The organism is Binatus sp. (SeqCode), assembly GCF_035272065.1.
In the GTDB taxonomy this organism is placed as follows: domain Bacteria; phylum Desulfobacterota; class Binatia; order Binatales; family Binataceae; genus Binatus.
Window position 1 is genome coordinate 1 of record NZ_DATEQZ010000048.1, and the last position, 15751, is coordinate 15751.

19 protein-coding genes are annotated in these 15751 nt (G+C 62.1%); 6 read left to right on the top strand and 13 right to left on the bottom strand.

The genetic code is table 11. From position 1 onward, the window contains the following. The coding region (locus tag VJX68_RS08540) for a selenium-binding protein SBP56-related protein (protein ID WP_324095254.1) at positions 1-1073 on the bottom strand (1073 nt) is incomplete at its 3' end. A 179-nt stretch (positions 1074-1252) separates the two neighbouring features. Here VJX68_RS08540 and VJX68_RS08545 point away from each other — a divergent pair. Then, the gene (locus VJX68_RS08545) at positions 1253-2059 is read left to right on the top strand and encodes an enoyl-CoA hydratase-related protein (RefSeq protein ID WP_324095255.1); all 807 of its coding nucleotides are present in this window, start codon (positions 1253-1255) and stop codon (positions 2057-2059) included. Between the two features lie 118 nt (positions 2060-2177). Continuing rightward, a complete protein-coding gene (gene mepK, locus VJX68_RS08550) occupies positions 2178-2696 on the top strand; it encodes a peptidoglycan L,D-endopeptidase MepK (RefSeq protein WP_324095256.1) in 519 nt (172 codons plus the stop codon). 46 nt (positions 2697-2742) lie between these two features. On the opposite strand, the gene VJX68_RS08555 is transcribed toward mepK, so the two are convergent. From VJX68_RS08555 to VJX68_RS08590, 8 genes are all read right to left on the bottom strand, one after another. After that, the gene (locus tag VJX68_RS08555) at positions 2743-2880 is read right to left on the bottom strand and encodes a hypothetical protein (RefSeq protein ID WP_324095257.1); all 138 of its coding nucleotides are present in this window, start codon (positions 2878-2880) and stop codon (positions 2743-2745) included. 64 nt (positions 2881-2944) lie between these two features. Next, complete coding sequence (grxD, locus tag VJX68_RS08560) at positions 2945-3277, bottom strand: Grx4 family monothiol glutaredoxin (protein WP_324095258.1); 333 nt, start codon at positions 3275-3277, stop codon at positions 2945-2947. Between the two features lie 10 nt (positions 3278-3287). Continuing rightward, positions 3288-3533: a BolA family protein gene (locus tag VJX68_RS08565; RefSeq protein ID WP_324095259.1), complete on the bottom strand. Its 246-nt coding sequence runs from the start codon at positions 3531-3533 to the stop codon at positions 3288-3290. Between the two features lie 68 nt (positions 3534-3601). Beyond that, positions 3602-4195, bottom strand: a complete 594-nt coding sequence (locus VJX68_RS08570) for a class I SAM-dependent methyltransferase (RefSeq protein ID WP_324095260.1) — start codon at positions 4193-4195, stop codon at positions 3602-3604. Between the two features lie 19 nt (positions 4196-4214). Then, on the bottom strand, positions 4215-4868 hold the full coding sequence (locus VJX68_RS08575) for a TlpA family protein disulfide reductase (protein ID WP_324095261.1): 654 nt from the start codon (positions 4866-4868) through the stop codon (positions 4215-4217). Then, positions 4865-6004: a thiolase family protein gene (locus VJX68_RS08580; protein WP_324095262.1), complete on the bottom strand. Its 1140-nt coding sequence runs from the start codon at positions 6002-6004 to the stop codon at positions 4865-4867. Before VJX68_RS08580 ends, VJX68_RS08575 begins: the two co-directional genes overlap by 4 nt. A gap of 57 nt (positions 6005-6061) precedes the next feature. After that, positions 6062-7258 carry a CaiB/BaiF CoA transferase family protein gene (locus tag VJX68_RS08585; RefSeq protein ID WP_324095263.1) on the bottom strand — a complete coding sequence of 399 codons (1197 nt, stop codon included), beginning with the start codon at positions 7256-7258 and terminating at the stop codon, positions 6062-6064. Positions 7259-7331: 73 nt separating this feature from the next. Next, positions 7332-8513 carry a hypothetical protein gene (locus VJX68_RS08590; protein WP_324095264.1) on the bottom strand — a complete coding sequence of 394 codons (1182 nt, stop codon included), beginning with the start codon at positions 8511-8513 and terminating at the stop codon, positions 7332-7334. Between the two features lie 89 nt (positions 8514-8602). Here VJX68_RS08590 and VJX68_RS08595 point away from each other — a divergent pair, with 89 nt between their 5' ends. Then, positions 8603-9109, top strand: a complete 507-nt coding sequence (locus VJX68_RS08595) for a class IV adenylate cyclase (protein ID WP_324095265.1) — start codon at positions 8603-8605, stop codon at positions 9107-9109. A 435-nt stretch (positions 9110-9544) separates the two neighbouring features. Beyond that, positions 9545-9685, top strand: a complete 141-nt coding sequence (locus VJX68_RS08600) for a Flp family type IVb pilin (RefSeq protein ID WP_324095266.1) — start codon at positions 9545-9547, stop codon at positions 9683-9685. Positions 9686-9923: 238 nt separating this feature from the next. Here the strand turns inward: VJX68_RS08600 and VJX68_RS08605 are convergent, their stop codons facing one another. Genes VJX68_RS08605 through VJX68_RS08620 form a run of 4 tightly spaced genes read right to left on the bottom strand, consistent with a single transcriptional unit; the run spans position 9924 to position 13851 of the window. Continuing rightward, positions 9924-10958: a glutathione S-transferase N-terminal domain-containing protein gene (locus VJX68_RS08605; RefSeq protein ID WP_324095267.1), complete on the bottom strand. Its 1035-nt coding sequence runs from the start codon at positions 10956-10958 to the stop codon at positions 9924-9926. A gap of 28 nt (positions 10959-10986) precedes the next feature. Then, a complete protein-coding gene (locus VJX68_RS08610) occupies positions 10987-12564 on the bottom strand; it encodes a sulfatase family protein (RefSeq protein ID WP_324095268.1) in 1578 nt (525 codons plus the stop codon). A gap of 24 nt (positions 12565-12588) precedes the next feature. Continuing rightward, entirely contained in the window at positions 12589-13182 is a 594-nt protein-coding gene (locus tag VJX68_RS08615) for a hypothetical protein (protein WP_324095269.1), read from the bottom strand. A 60-nt stretch (positions 13183-13242) separates the two neighbouring features. Beyond that, positions 13243-13851 (bottom strand): NUDIX hydrolase, encoded by a 609-nt coding sequence (locus tag VJX68_RS08620; RefSeq protein ID WP_324095270.1) that lies wholly within the window; start codon positions 13849-13851, stop codon positions 13243-13245. A 111-nt stretch (positions 13852-13962) separates the two neighbouring features. Between VJX68_RS08620 and thiI the strand changes: the two genes are divergently transcribed. Both thiI and VJX68_RS08630 read left to right on the top strand, forming a co-directional pair. Next, the gene (gene thiI, locus VJX68_RS08625) at positions 13963-15171 is read left to right on the top strand and encodes a tRNA uracil 4-sulfurtransferase ThiI (RefSeq protein ID WP_324095271.1); all 1209 of its coding nucleotides are present in this window, start codon (positions 13963-13965) and stop codon (positions 15169-15171) included. A gap of 15 nt (positions 15172-15186) precedes the next feature. Further along, positions 15187-15585, top strand: coding sequence for a VOC family protein (locus tag VJX68_RS08630; protein ID WP_324095272.1), 399 nt, complete (start codon positions 15187-15189; stop codon positions 15583-15585). Positions 15586-15751 lie beyond the last annotated feature (166 nt).

The window sequence follows — 15751 nt, forward strand, 5'->3', positions numbered from 1 at the left end:
TTCGGCTTGAACGGGTCGCTCACGTCGTATTGCTTCAGGTCGCCCGTGCCGAAGCACGCGACGTACAGAAACTTGTCGTCGAGGCTCAGGTTGATGTCGGTGATCAGCGGCGGCACGGCCTTGAACGGCTTGAGCGCCGGCGGCAGCACGCTTTCGTCGGCGGGCTCGGCGGGAATCTCAATCACCTTGCGCACCTTCCAGTCGCCGCCGTCGCGATACCACAGCCAGATAGACGCCGACAGATCTTTGGTGGAGATCACCACCCCGACGAAGCCGTAAGTCTTGGTCGGGTCGTGCGACGGCCGCAGCTCGAGCGCCATTTGATGCTCGGCGCCCAGGTCGAGCGACTTCAGATGACGCCGGTTGCGCAGGTTCCAGATATGAATCGCGTGTCCGTACTTGTTGCCCAGCAGCAACTCGGGCACCACGCCGTTTTCGACCATGTTCGGCGTGCCCCATTCGCTCGTCACCGCCACGTCCCAGCCGAGATGCCACCAGAAGTCGTACGCGAACCGCTGCGGCCCGCGATCGACTTCCCATCGCCCCAGCACGTCGAAGCTCTCATGATCGAGCAGGAATATTCCGCCCGGCCCGTCGCCGTTCGGCGCGCCCAGCGCACTGACGTAAATCGCATCGGGTCCGCAATGCACCGTATGCGGCCGGCTGTACCCCGTGCGCGACGCGATCTCCTCCGCCTCGATCGTCTTCACCAGCTTCGGGTTCCGCGCATCCGGCTTGGTGTCGAAAATGTAAATTCGCGACGATCGCAAGCCCGGCACCAACAGGTAGCGCCGCTCGATATGCGGATGCGGTGCGTAGGGACACAGCGCCGCGCTGCACGCGTTCCAGCCAAAGTGATGCAGCTCGTCGCCGGCGTTGGGCACTCCGGCGCGTCCGACCACCTGCGAGTAGGTTTTCGACTTCGGATCGAGATCGAGCACGCACAACGCGTCATGCTTTCCGTTGTCCGCCGTCGGATTGAACGTGACGACGTAGCCAAGCTGCTCGCGCGGCGCCTGCATCGCCATCCGCGCCGACGGGTAAAACGTCTGATCGGGTTTCCACAGCGCCATAAGTTCGCACCGCCTTCGCCCAGGATGCCTCCGACCGTATCCAACCCGTCGAATCCCAATCAAGCCCCGCGCCGCGGCGCTTGCAACGCTTTTACTTTTGTTCTCCTTCCCACTATGGGAATGGGTTAGGGGTCAGTTCAGCGCGCTACATCTTGGAGCTTTCTCGCAGGACGGATGCCATGGAAGACAAAACAGTTCTCTACGAAAAGCACGACCGCATCGCCAAAGTCATCCTCAACCGCCCGCGCTACAAGAACGCGCAATCGCGCCGCCTGCTCGAGGAAATGGACGCCGCCTTCGCCGAGGCCAATGCCGACGACGACGTCCGCGTCATCATACTGTCCGGCGCCGGCGACAATTTCTGCTCCGGCCACGACCTCGGCACGCCTGAGGAAAAAGAGGACCAGGCGCGCCGCCCGTTCCCCAAGGGCGTCCGCGGCGAGTACGCCCGCTCGCGCCAGATGTTCCTCGACAACACACTGCGATGGCGCGATCTCGACAAGCCGACCATCGCGCAGGTGCAGGGCCTGTGCATCTTCGGCGGCTGGATGTTCGCGGCGGCGATGGATCTTGTCGTCGCGTCCGATGACGCCAAATTCCTGCCTTCGCTCCTGCAGTACTTCTCGATTCCGTGGGACATGGCGCCGCGCAAGGCCAAGGAAATCCTTTTCCAGAGCCGCTTCGTCGATGCCGAAGAAGCAGCCCGTCTCGGCTTCGTCAACATGGTCGTGCCGCGCGCGCGGCTCGAGGCGGAAACGATGGCGCTCGCCAATCGAATCGCGGAGAGTGACCGCTTCACGCTGCGGATGGTCAAGTGGGCGGTCAATTCCGCGCAGGACGCGATGGGCTTCAGCACCGCCATTCGCAACGCCCATTCGCATCACATGGTGCTCGGCATCGGCGGCGTATTGGCCAGGATGCAGGGCAAGGAGCTTCCCAAACGGATGCCCGGCGTCGAGCAGGCGCTCAAGAAGGTAAGGAAGTAGGGCGGCTGGCGGGGAGATTGGCCCGCCCTCGCAAAATTGTTACAGTAGACAGCTCGGTGGAGCGGGGATTAAGGTCGCTCGCTCGTGGGGATTAGTGGAAATAACAAGGCGTAATTTTTTGAGAGTAGGGGCGATTGCCGCGGCACAGTTAGTTGTGCCCGCAGCCGCGTTGGCGCGCACGACAGTCCAGCTTCGACGCCGCTCGCTCAAGTTCTACGCCCTTCATACCGGTGAAAGCCTGACCACGACTTACTGGGAAAATGGGCGCTACATTCCCGGCGAGCTCGATCGCGTCAACTACATCCTGCGCGATTTCCGCGCCAACGAAGTTAAGCCGATCGATCCCGCGCTGCTCGATTTGCTCACGCAAATTCAGCATCGGCTGAGCACTAACGAATCGTTCCAGGTGATTTCCGGATACCGCTCGCCCGTGACCAACGCGATGCTCCATGCGAACAGCGAAGGCGTCGCCGTTCACAGCCTCCATATAGAAGGCAAGGCGATCGATATTTCGGTGCCAGGTCGTAGTCTAGAGCAGCTCCGCGGCGCAGCGCTCGCACAACGGTCCGGCGGCGTCGGCTACTACCCTAAGACTGGCTTCGTCCACGTAGACACCGGCCGCGTCCGCTTCTGGTAATTTCTGTCTCCTCTCCCTGTAAAAGGAGAGGATGAAGGTGAGGGTCCTATTGCAGCGCGCTATTCGCGCGCGATTCAGGATTCTGCCGAGATCTCCAAATCGTACGCCCCAGAAAATCGAAATTCTTGTCGAGTTCCTGCTTGCAGCCCGACAGCACGTCCATCCGCAGAAATCCGTGCGGCATGTATTATCTTCCGCGATAGTTCCCTTTCCCACATGGTTAGGGGTCAGGTACCGGACTACGCGATCTACTGCTGTGCCGACGCCCTGACCGCCGCCTTCACCAGCGGCTCGAGCTCGCCCGACTCGTGCAGCTCGCGAATAATATCGCAGCCGCCGACGAACTTGCCGTCGATATAAATCTGCGGAATCGTCGGCCAGTTGCTGTATTGCTTGATCGCGTCGCGCAGCTCGGGATCGCTGAGAACGTCAGCCGTCGCGTACGGCACGCCCAGCTCGTCGAAGATCGCAACGGCGGCGGCAGAGAATCCGCACTGCGGAAAGCTGCGGTTGCCCTTCATGAAAATCATGATTTTGTTTTCTTTGACAGCCGCTTCGATCTTTTCGATTATGTCCGCCATTTTGTTTCCTCTACCTCCGGTTTTGGTACTGTGCCGGAGTCAATGTCTTGAGCGTGAGCGCATGCACCTGCACGTGCATTGCATCGCCCAGCGCCTTATACACCAGTTGATGCCGTTCGATTAGACCCTTGCCTTCGAAACTCGGGCTGACCACCAGCGCCTCGAAATGGTCTCCGCCGCCGGTGTAGTCGCGCACCTCGACCTGCGCGTCGGGAATCCCGCGCGCGATCATCGTCTCGATTTCCTTGGGGTCCATCACTGAGCCGGCATCTTAACCCGCATCCCGCATGGGAATCCACAACGGCAGAGGCCGGCCCTGCGACCTTAGCCCGACGGCTTTCTGAAGTTGATCGTGAAGCCGAAGCGCATCGGGAAAGTCTCGGCATGCTCGAGATTCGCCGCCTTGACGAGCGCAGCGATATCGTTCTCGGTCATCGCGTCGGGGTCACCCGCAAGCTCGGTTATCGACAGCAGACCGCCGGGACGAAGTGCGTCGCGCAATTCACCCACGCACGCTGCAGCATCGGGTACCTCGCCGAGGACGGTGACCAGGAAGGCGGCGTCGAAGGCCTCGCGCGCCAGCGGCAGCGCGCTGGCGCTGGCCTGGACGAACCTGACGTTGGCGATGCTGGCCCGGCGGAGTCGCGCGCGCGCCTTGCCCAGCATCTCGCGCTGCAGATCCACCAGGCACAGATGACCGCGGGGAATGCGCCGCACAATCTCGACGCTGAAGAACCCGGGACCCGGGCCTAGCTCCAGCACTCGGGCGTCCGCGCTCAAATGAAGCCGCGCCGCCAGCTCGCGCGGCGAGAAAACGAGGCTGCGCAGCGGAAGCAGCAGCAGGAAGGCAAGCTGATGCGGGTACGCGCCGCGTCCTTTGAAGCGGTCCCAGACGTCGCGCCATCCGTTGGTCGCCAATTCAGTTCGATGGACGAGATTACTGCACGACCGAAATGTCTATGACGTTGCCGTGGCTATCGTTGGGGATGCCCGGTGAGCTGCGACCCTTGACGCCATCGAGCAGTCTCTTTGCGCTCGCGCTGATCTCGCCCGCATGACCTGCGCCTACTATTCGCGAGACCAGCTTGCCGTCGCGCCCGACGAACAACGTCGTCGGTATCGCCTCGACACCCATGCTGTCGACCAGCCGTTCGTCGGCCAGCGCGATTGGATAGTTGATCTGGAACTCCTCGACAAACGGCGCGACCGCCTTCACGCCGTCGCCCTGGATCAGGTCGCACGAGACTCCGATTATCACCAGGCCGCGCGACTTGTTGTACTTCCTGTAGAGCGCGACCAGTTCGGGTATCTGCTTGCGGCAGGGCGCGCACCAGGTCGCCCAGAAATCGACGATCACCGGATGCCCGCGGTATTTGCTCAGGTCGATTTCCTTGCCATCGAGACCAGGCGCGCTGAAGTCCAGGCCCTCTTCCACCCGCGAGGTGGCCGGTTGCGGAGTGTCGAGCCGCAGCAGCGGCTTGGGCTTTTCTCCCATCAGAAAACTGAAGTCGAAGTTGAAGAATGCGCTCAGTATCAACCCCACCGAAATCACGAGGGCCAGTGCGCGCAATCCTTGTCCCCTGCCGTTCATAGCTGCTCGATAACTGTCGCGATGCCTTGTCCAATCCCGATACACATCGTCGCCACCCCGAGCGCGACTCCGCGCCGGCGCATCTCATGCGTCAACGTCACCACCAGCCGCGCCCCTGAGCATCCGAGCGGATGTCCCAGCGCGATCGCGCCGCCATTCACGTTGAGCCGCTCTTCGTTAATTTTGAGATCTGTATTGCAGGCGAGCACCTGCGCGCCGAAAGCCTCGTTGATCTCGAACAGGTCGATGTCGCCAACCTTGAGTCCCGCGCGCGCCAGCGCCTTATGCGTCGAGGGGACAGGACCCCATCCCATGATTTCCGGACGCACTCCAACGACCGCGGTCGCGCGGATCTTCGCGAACGGCTTGACGCCAAGCGCGCGCGCCCGCTCCGCACTCATCAGCAGCACGGCGGCCGCGCCGTCGCTCAACTGCGAGGAGTTGCCGGCAGTCACCTGGCCGTCGGGCTTGAACGAGGGCTTCAGCCCCGCCAGCTTCTCCATCGTCGTTTCTGCGCGCGGCCCCTGGTCAACGTCGACAAATTGTCCGTCGGGCAGCTTGACCGGCACGATTTCTTCCTTGAAGCGCTCGCGCGCCGCCACCGCGCGCATGTTCGATCGCAGCGAGAACGCATCCGATTGTTCGCGCGAGATCTTGTACATGTCGGCCAGCCGCTCGGCCGTCATGCCCATGAAGAACATGTCGCGCGGGAACATCTCGAGCAGCTTGGGATTGGGCAGGATTCCCGAGCCCATCGCGACGTGTGTCATGTGCTCGACGCCACCCGCGATCGCGACTTCGCCCGCGCCGGTCATTATTTCCTGCGCCGCGAAGTTGACCGCCTGCAGGCTCGAACCGCATTGGCGATCGACCGTCGTGCCCGCCACTTCGACCGGCAGCCCCGACAGCAATCCGATCATCCTGCCGACGTTCAAACCCTGCTCGCCGGTCTGATTCGCACATCCCCAGACCACGTCCTCGATCTCTTTAGGATCGAGCTCAGGATTTTTTTCGAGCAGTCGGCGGATGCACATCGCACCCAGGTCGTCGGCGCGGATATCCTTGTAGTAGCCCTTGTCCTTGCCGGCCTTGCCAATCGGCACCCTGACTCCATCGACGATGACAACTTCGCGCACTACGTTCTCCTTTGGCGGCGATGCGTCATTAGAGGCGCTCGCCTCGAATCATTAGCGCTATATGATACTACGCCGCCGCAGTTCTGACAGCCGCAAATTATCGTAGCCGAGGATGCTCGACAGCACCTCGTCAGTGCTCTCGCCCAGCCGCGGCGCGCGCGTCGAGGGGATGTCGGTGTCGCCATCGCTCTTCAGAGGCGAGCCCGGCACGATCAGACCATCAAACTCACTATGCTCGGCGTGCAGGATCATGTTGCGCGCCGCCAGATGCGGATCGCGTGTGACCTCCTCGACATTGGCAATCGGCGCGCACGGCACCGACGCGTCGGCGAGCAGTCGTAACCAATGCTCGCGCGGCCGCGCCGCAAAGGTGCGCGCGAGGATTGCCTCGAGCTGCGGATGATTCGCGGTGCGATCGGCGTTGGTCAGAAATCGCGGATCGTCCTTGAGCTGCGGCATCGCAATCGCGTCGCAGAAGCGCATCCAGATAGCCTCGTTGCCTGCGCCCATCACAAAGTAGTCGTCGGCCGCGCGAAACTGTTGGAACGGCGTGATCGACGGATGCCGCGTGCCGAGCCGCCCAGGAATCTTGCCCGACACCGAGTAGCGCGCGAGCGCGTCCTCGAGCATCGCGACTTGGCAATCGAGCATCGCGATATCGACGTGATTGCCGACGCCGTCGCGGTCGCGCACGCGAAGCGCGGACATGATCGCAATCACGCCATACAGCGCCGCCGACAAATCACCGACCGACACGCCGCATCGCACCGGCTCGCCGTCCGGATTGCCTGTAATACTCATCGTGCCGCCGAGCGCCTGCGCCACGATGTCGTAGGCGGGCGCTGAAGTCTTCGGCCCGGTCTGTCCGAAACCCGAAATCGAGCACAGAATTATTTTCGGATTTGCGGCCTTGAGCTGGGCGTAGCCGACCTTGAAACGATCCATCGTGCCCGGCGAGAAATTCTCAACCACTACATCCGATTTTGCCGACAGCTCGAGGAAAATTGCGGCGCCCTCTTCAGTGCGCAAGTCGAGCGTGATGCTGCGCTTGCCGCGATTGACGCTATAGAAGTAGCCCGAGTCGCCCGACGGCATCATCGGGGCAAAGTTGCGCGAGTCGTCGCCGCGCCCGGGCATCTCAATCTTGAGGACCTCGGCCCCGAGATCCGCCAGGTTCATCGTGCAGAACGGACCCGCCAACACGCGCGTCAGATCCAGCACGCGAACCCCGCGCAGCGGCTGTTGATCGATCATCGGTGGTTGTCCTCGTGCAGGCCCGCGAATCTCGGTTAATGTTAAAGTTATGCTTTAGATAAAGCGCCGGCAATTAGCGGCGGCGGGTCCGTGCTTCGCGGGCCTCACGCGCGCGCATCGCCTCGGCCGGCGTCATGATCAGTCGCGGCTCCGCCTCGGCCTTCTGCTGCTCGGCGGCAGCGACGGTGCCGAGCTGGGTTCGTATGAAAGCCTGGAAGAACAGTACCTTCGTCACGTCGATTCCGTCGCGGATACGCGCCGCCGCCGCCGTGGCCCATCCGGCCTGCGTGCGGCGTCCGACCCGCGCGAGGTAGTACGCGATATCCTCGAGCCGCCGCTGGATTCGCCGGCCGCTGTCGCCGCTCAGCAGTTGGGCGGTTGCGCGATCGATCACCGCATTCACGCGCTCCTGCTTGTGCACCGGGCTCAGGACGATTACGCTCTCGCCGGCCTGAGCAATCTCGTCGACGTAGGGTTTGAGGAACGCGTCGGGCAGGCGCCATTCGAGCAATTCCGGTTCCTTGAGCAGATCGACCGACGGCTCGCCGGCGGCTTCGGCGGCAAGCTCGCCATACACGGGATGCACCAGCTCGGTCGGCGGCGGCGACGCTATCAACTCGGAGCGGAGCGTGAGGAAGTTTCCGACGTGGCCGCGGCGCGATTCGGGAGTGTTGCGCCAGGCCTCGCACGCGATAAAGTCGGCGACGCGCCAGTCGGCATCGACCAGCTTGATCTGCGCGCGGCGCTCGAGTTCTTCGCGCTCGGACTTCAGTTCGCGGCGCGACAGGCCGGTGTTCTGCGCGCCGACGAGACCGTCGCGCTCGGAGATCAGCGCCCACATCCGGATCACGCCGCCTTGCACGCGCGGCTTGACGATCCACACGATGCGCGCGCCTTCGATATCGATCGGCGAGAGCATCGCATCTATTTTTTCACTGGCGTTGTCCTGAACAGTGCTGACCGCTGGGGCACCGGATTCGGGCGCGTCGATGCCGTGCTGCTTCATTTTGTACAGCGCGCGACGGACTTCGCGCCGAATCGCGCCGGCCGCGCCGGTTTCCATTTCGACGAGCATAGCGGCGGCACTGGTGTCGGCTATATTGCCGAGAGCGCGCGCGATTGAAACGTCCGCGATGCCGGCCTTGCCCTTGAGCTCGCGAAGCTTCGCGATCGCATCGGCAGGCGCGACTGCGGGATCGAAGCCCGCCTCCGCCAGTTTGGCGTCGTCCGGATTTGTTTCCCTTGAAAGACTCAAAATGATGCCGTTGCGAAGTCGTGGGAGCCTATCCGCGCGCTTTACGAACTGTCAAGTTTTTCATCAAGCGCAGCCGCGATCAATAAAACATGAAAAACCTCGAAGCAAAGTTCCGGCTCGTAAATCATGCCGCCGCCGAGGCGCGCGCGACTGCGCTTGGATACACGCGGCGCGCGACACTCAATCAGCGCGATACTTTCTTTCGCGTCGCAAACGGCAAGCTGAAGCTGCGCGAGGAAAACGGCGCCGCCGTTCTGATCTTCTACCATCGCGACGAGAGTGGCCCGCTGATGCTCAGCAACTACGAGCTCGTCCGGATCGCCGACCCGCCGCAGATGCTGCGAATACTGGAGGATGCGCTCGGCACGATTGCCGTGGTTGAAAAAGTACGGACCCTGCTGATGCGCAACAACGTGCGCCTCCATCTCGACAAGGTCGCGAACCTCGGAAACTTCGGCGAGATCGAGGCGGTGATAGCGGACGACGACGATCCCGAGCGGAGCCGCGGTGCGGTCGAAGAGATCCTCGCGGCGCTCGGCGTGGCGCCGTCCGATCTGATCGATATGTCATATTTCGAGATGCTCGCGAAGTCCTGATTTCGCGCAGTCACTTATCGAGGTGACCGCCCTGGACGCTACTTTTGTCGGCATGGTTGCAACAAATTGAGCACTTTCGCTACACCTTTTGTTATCGGATGGTAATCTTCTCAATTTGTCGCAGATCACCTGTGGTTGGTAAGCTCTTGATGCGTTTGTATCTGATAGCTAATGTTGACGTCTAATATATGCTAATATCACGCTAGAAATTAAGAAACGTGGTTTTAACACTACATGAGAGTTAACATGACCCTACAAAATGTTCATATGGCACGCCGAATGCTCTACTATCCGTAGAGAAGGCACATCAGCAACCTGGAATCTTGGACCGGTAGTCGGGGACAAGTGAGTAACGGGACCATGGTCAATCAATGGCCATAAAATAAACGCAGGAGGACACGGACAACGGAGTTTCTAATCAGGGCGTTCGTAAAAGTGCGGGAGGCGCAGCGCGGTCAGACTATGGCTGAGTACGCGCTGATACTTTCGGCGGTAGCGGTCGTAGTTTTCGTGGGCTACCAGACGATGGGAACGACAATCACGTCGTTGTTGACGACTGTCGACGGCAATCTCTAGGGGATCGTTGCAGTGTGCTCGGGGAATTCTGCACCAGCTGAAGCTTTCGCGGAAAGCTGGCGCGGAATTCCCCGAGCCACAAGCTGATAGCGCGGGTCCGACTACTTCGAGATGCCCTCGAAGCGCTCTGCGCCCTTTACGTTCCAACAGGGACGAAGTCCCGCATCTTTTGTTTTGGTAGCGGGTGCAGGAGTCACCCCTGCCGAAGGAAGTTTGAAACCCAAGGTGGGGTTCAAATTCAATTAAGTTCCCTGAAGATGGATTCGGCGCCGGTGGATTCCAGCGCCGAGTCCACGAATTTGCGATCGCCGGCGCTGAGCGCCCGGCGACCTTCGCGCAACCACTTGAGGCATTTGCCCTGGTAGGGAAACGGTTGCTGCACCCATGGCAGGCCGTCGATCTCGCATCGCACTTCGCTCGCGCGCGAGGCGAGCGCGTGGGCGTTGGCGATCAGGAAGCGAGCATAGACGCGGCCGACTTCAATCAAGAACGGGCGCGGCGCGGCGACGGCGTCCTCGCGCGAGAGCCAGCCGGCGTCGTCGACTTCCAGGGACGAGAGATCGTCGAGATGCGAGACCCATGAGACCACGCGCGGAGTCTCGGCAGCCGCGATTGCGGCGGGCGTGGGATCGAAGTGCGCGAGCTGGCTCAACTGGCCGAAGAAGCCGAAGTCGCTCGCGCCGGGCCGCTTGCCCATGAGGAATCGATGTCCGGCGACGAGATGTAAATCGAGCAATCCGAGGATGCGGCGGTAGCTCGCTTCGATCCCAGGCGTTGTCACGTCGTTGGAGCCCACCACGCGCAGCCGTTCGATCTGACGATCGGCAATGTAGCTGGACATCTTCGCCAAGGTCTCACGACTCATCAGCGGATTGCGGTCGAGCGCAAGCACGTGCGACGCCTTGTGAATATCGGCCGCGTATTTCCATCGATAGTGGAACATCGGCTTGGTGAGCCACTCGTCTGCGTAGTCCTCGAGTAGCGCGTCGAGGAACGCGAGCGCAGGATCGGACGGGATGATCGAGCGCGCGGGGAACATCTTTTCGAGCCGCTTGATCTGAAACGTCGAGTCGATCATCGCCTCGTCGGCGCGTCCTGCCTCGCCGGGAAAAACGAGTACGGGAATCAGAGCGACAGGGACCTCGGGGATGCCAACATCGTCGGGCGAGCCACGCATTATCCACGTGAACGGAATCCGCCGAAAGCGCAGCACGGCGCGCATTTTGCGCGAGTACGGGGAGCCGAAGCCCCCGACCAGTTTCAATGGGGTCACGGTTTGCGCCATGTAGTCACAGTGCCCGTCACGCCGGCGCCTCCACCGGCAGCTTGGGATCGCGCTCCGGCGGTAGATTGTCGTACAGGTCGGCGCGGAGATCGGACTTGAGCTTTGCGTACGCTGGATCGTTCCACAGATTGCGCCATTGCATCGGATCCTCGCTCAGGTTGTAGAGCTCGCCCTCGGTGCCGTCGTAGCGGATATCGAGTATCGGAGCGCGCGGCGCCAGCATCGGAGGGATGCCGGCAAGATCGAAGCCGTAGTCGCGCGTCGATTTTTCGTAAACGGTTAGCGTGTAGCCGTCGCGATAGATGCTCCGCAGATGCATCCCAATCGCGGCGAACTGGCTGTCCCATTCTGTGATGACGCGCTCGCGGCCGGAGCCGGGCGCGGTCGGCAGCGGCTTGCCCTGCATCCAGCTGGGGACAGGGACGCCGGCGATTTGGCAGAAAGTCGGCGCGAGATCGAGTTGTCCAACCGGCTCCGCGACTTCGTTCGGCGCGATCTTCGCTGACGGAGCGGGACGCCAGATCATCGGCAATCGCATCAGCGCGTCAACGTGATAGGGGCCCTTGTAGAGCAGGCCGAAGTCGCCTTGCAGCTCGCCGTGGTCGGTCGTGAAGATCACGTCGGTGCGCGACTCCCATCCGCGCTCGGCGATGCGCGCGAGCACGCGCCCGCATGCCTGGTCGATCAGTTCGTTCTCGACGTGGGTCATCGCGTTGACTTCGCGAATCTGATCCTTGGTGAGCTGGCATGGGACGAAGCTGGCGGGGCCGCCCTCGAAGTTGCCGAAGCGGCCCTGGTACCAATCGAGCCAATGGCGCGGTTTGCCGGCGAGAATCTTTTCAATTTTCTCGCGCGAGCCGGGATAGCCGGCGGGCAGATCGAGATCGCGCCAGTTGATTCGCCGCGCTTCGTCCTGCGGGGGATCCCACGGATGGTGCGGGTCGGGGAAACTCATCCACACAAACCAGTTGTCGCCGGGTTCGAGCGAATCGAGGTACGCGATCGTGCGCGCGGCCACCCAGTCGGTATGGTAATGCTCGCGCGGCACGGGATTGTACTTCACTTCGGGCGCGCCTGTGTCGCCACCCGGCATCGCGCTGAGTATTGGTGCGAAGCCGGCGATTTCGTCGGGATGGTTATTCTGCAACCACAGCGAATAATGCCATCCGCCGATCGGACTGTGCATTGCGAGTTCCATCCGGTCGAAGCCGCGATACGGCCCGGTCGAATCCTTGCGCGCCATCTGGTTCTCGAACCATCGCCCCTGCAAATCGAAAGCGGGCTCGAAATGTGCCTTGCCCAACAGCGCAGTGCGGTATCCGGCCTTCTCGTGGAGATATGCGGCGACGCTCGGCGAATCCGGCGGCAGCGCGACGCCGTTGGCGACGACTCCATGCGTGCGCACATACTGGCCGGTAATCATGGTCGAGCGGGCCGGCATGCAGACGACGTTCTGATTGTGCGCGCGGCGATAGTTGATCCCTCTGCTAGCGAGGCGGTCGGCGACCGGGGTCTTCGCGATCGTACCGCCGTTGCATCCGAGCGCGTCGTAGCGCTGCTGATCGGTGGTGATGAAGAGAATGTTGCGTCCCATTGTGTTCGGCTCCCAGTTGGAAATTTAATTTGTCAGCAAAGCGCGGATGGCCGTCGCCATCACGCCGCGCGCCTCGGTTTCGGAAAGGCCCTGATGCCGGCGCATCTGCTCCCACGCGACCCACGATGTAGCAACGTCGAGCGCGGCGATGGTCGCGCGCTTTTCATCGGCGGCGAGTTTTGATAGTTCGGGCGCGAACGCGGCAATCGCTGCCGCTCGCGTCAGATCGCGCGCATGCTTGAGACGTTTGGCCAGGGCGGGGCGAAACGGTTCCATCAACACGGCGGCACGGCGCACAGGCGACAACGTTTCGAGCAAGCGGCCGCGCTGTGCCGAGAATTCCTCGATCCGGCGTGCAAACGGCAGCGCGACAGGAATCGGCACGGTGAGCGGCTTGACGCGCTCGGCCTGGCGGTCGGCCAGTTCGTTGTAGATGGTTTCGACGTCGTCGAAGTGATGAAACACGAGCCGCAGCGAGACGCCCGCGCGTTCTGCAATCCGCGCCGCAGTGGGCCGCAGGTCGCCCTCGCCAAGAAGATCGAGCAGCGCACCGACCACGGCGTGGCGCGTGCGAGCCGAGCGGGCAAGGCGTCCATCGAGACGTGCGAGTTGTGGCATTAGGCGCCGAAACTTATTACATCATTAGTGCAATTACAAGCGAAATTCGAATTTGACGTTTCAGATCTTTGCCGGATCGAGCAGATCGAGCAGGTTCAGCGTGATGCGCAGGGTCAGGCCCCAGATTGTCTGGCCGCCGTAGAGAATCGCCGGGAACTTCGAGGAGCGGGTGGCGGGGCCGTCGCTCTTCCATTCGTAGTCGCCGCGAAAATTTGGATCGCGCAGCGCGGTCAGAGGCACGTCGAAGATTTGCGCGACCTCGGAGAGTTGGGGCCTCAGCGGCGCGTCGGACGGGATGACGCCGACGAACGGTGCGACGACAATTCCGCTGGTCGTCGTCTGCATCGTGGGGAACGCGCCGACCACTTCGACGGTCGCAGGATGGATGCCGACTTCTTCGTGCGCCTCGCGGAGCGCGGCGTCAAGCAGGGTCGCATCGACACTATCGACGCGTCCGCCGGGAAACGCGACCTGGCCGCGATGGCTCGCGGCGTGATCGGAGCGGCGGATGTATATGATGTGAAGTTCGCCGCTACGCTCGAACAGCGGTATCAGCACAGCGGCGGCGTTCGACTTGTTGGCGAGCGCCTCGCGCGGGGCGGGCGTTACGGCGGATAGCTTGCGCCGGATGATCTCGACGTGGCGGGTGAAGGCGGGCGCGTCACTCATCGCTACAGATAATCGCGCGCAGCGCCCATCTTGCAAGCGCGCGGCCGGATTTCAATGAGGCCCGCGCGTGGGCTAACCTCTTGTCTGTCACTGAAAAAGCGAATTCACAACATGCGATATTTGATTGGCAGATACCACGAGATCGCGCTCAAGGGGCGCAATCAGTGGCGATTCGTCGATCAGGTCAAGCAAAATCTGCGCGACATATTCGGCGACTACCGGCTGGGCAATATGCGCAGCGTCGGGCCGCGCCTGCTGGTGCAAATCCCTGACGAGCTTAGTGACGAGACTGCGGCCGAGCGCGCGGCGCTGATTTTTGGCTTGCAGAATTTCTCGCTCAGCTATTCGACGCCGCGCGATATCGAATCGATCGCGCGCGAAGCGATCAAGCGCGCGACCGGCAGCAAGGCGCGGACTTTTGCGGTGCGGACCAAGCGCGAGGACAAGCGGTTCGCGATGAACTCGGTCGAAATCGATCGTGCGGTCGGCGGCGAAGTGCAGGAGGCGCTCGGCTTCGAAGTGGATCTGAGCGCGCCCGAGCTCACGATATCGATCGAGATAATGAGCGACGCCGCGTACGTGTCGGCCGGCAAGATACCGGGTGCGGGCGGACTGCCGGTGGGTGTGACGGGGCGTGGAATGGCGCTGCTGTCGGGCGGGATCGACTCGCCGGTCGCGGCGCATCGCATGATGAGGCGCGGCCTCAGGCTGGACTTCGTACACTTTCACGCGCATCCGATCGTTTCGGCGGCGAGCAAGGAGAAGGCGGCCGAGCTCGCGGCTTATCTGACGCGATGGCAGGCGCGCTCGACGCTGATGCTGGTGCCGTTTGGAAACTTGCAGCGCGAGATCGTGGCGAACACTTTGCGCCCGCTGCGTGTGGTGCTGTACCGGCGCTTCATGCTGCGAATCGCGAGCGCACTTGCGGAGCGTTCGGATGCGACGGTGCTGGTAACCGGCGAGAGCCTGGGTCAGGTCGCCTCGCAGACGCTCGAAAACATCGCGGTGATCGAGAAGGCGGCGGCGTTCCCGGTCATGCGACCGCTGATCGGGATGGACAAGAACGAGATTATCGATCAGGCGCGCCGGCTGCACACCTTCGAGACCTCGATATTACCGGACCAGGACTGCTGCACGCTGTTTGTGCCGGCGCATCCCGAGACGCGGGCGCGAATTGAGGAAGTCGAGACGGCGGAAGCCCGGTTCGATATTCCACGAATGATCGACGACGCGGTGCGCGCCACCGAAGTCGAGCGTTTCTGGTTTCCGCCGCGCGCCACGAATGCAGCTCCGGCCAGAGTGCGAGAAACGCCGGTTTAGTCCGGGAGAATCGATATGGAAATTCCACTCAAAGTCGCGGAACTCGATCACGTCGTGCTGCGATGCCGCGATCAGAATTGCGCGTACGACTTCTACACGCGCATTTTGGGCCTTCGCGAGGAGCGGCGCATCGCGCAGATTGGGTTGATACAGCTGCGTGCCGGTCGCAGCATGATCGACCTGGTTCCGGCCGGCGATCCACGGGTCGAGACAGGACTCAACGTCGATCACATCTGCATCGGAGTAGAGGCCCGCGACTTGAACGAGGTCGTTGCCTATCTGCGCGGACAATCCGTGGAGGTGATGGGTGAGCCGACGATGCGGTATGGGGCGCATGGCGCGGGGTTTTCGATCTACGTGCGCGATCCCGAGGGCAACGTGGTTGAGCTCAAGCAGATGCCAACCGCGTCGTGAGTTGCGGATCAGCGGCCGGTCGCATAGCGCGCCTTCTTTCTGATAAGCAGGACTGTCGCGGCAGGATGGCGGCCAACGGGTGGAAATCGTCCCTCGGCCGAGCTTGTTTTTGGTGGAAGCGACATTAGAATCGAACCGTTTGCGGCTCGCGTGAAGAGGGATTTCG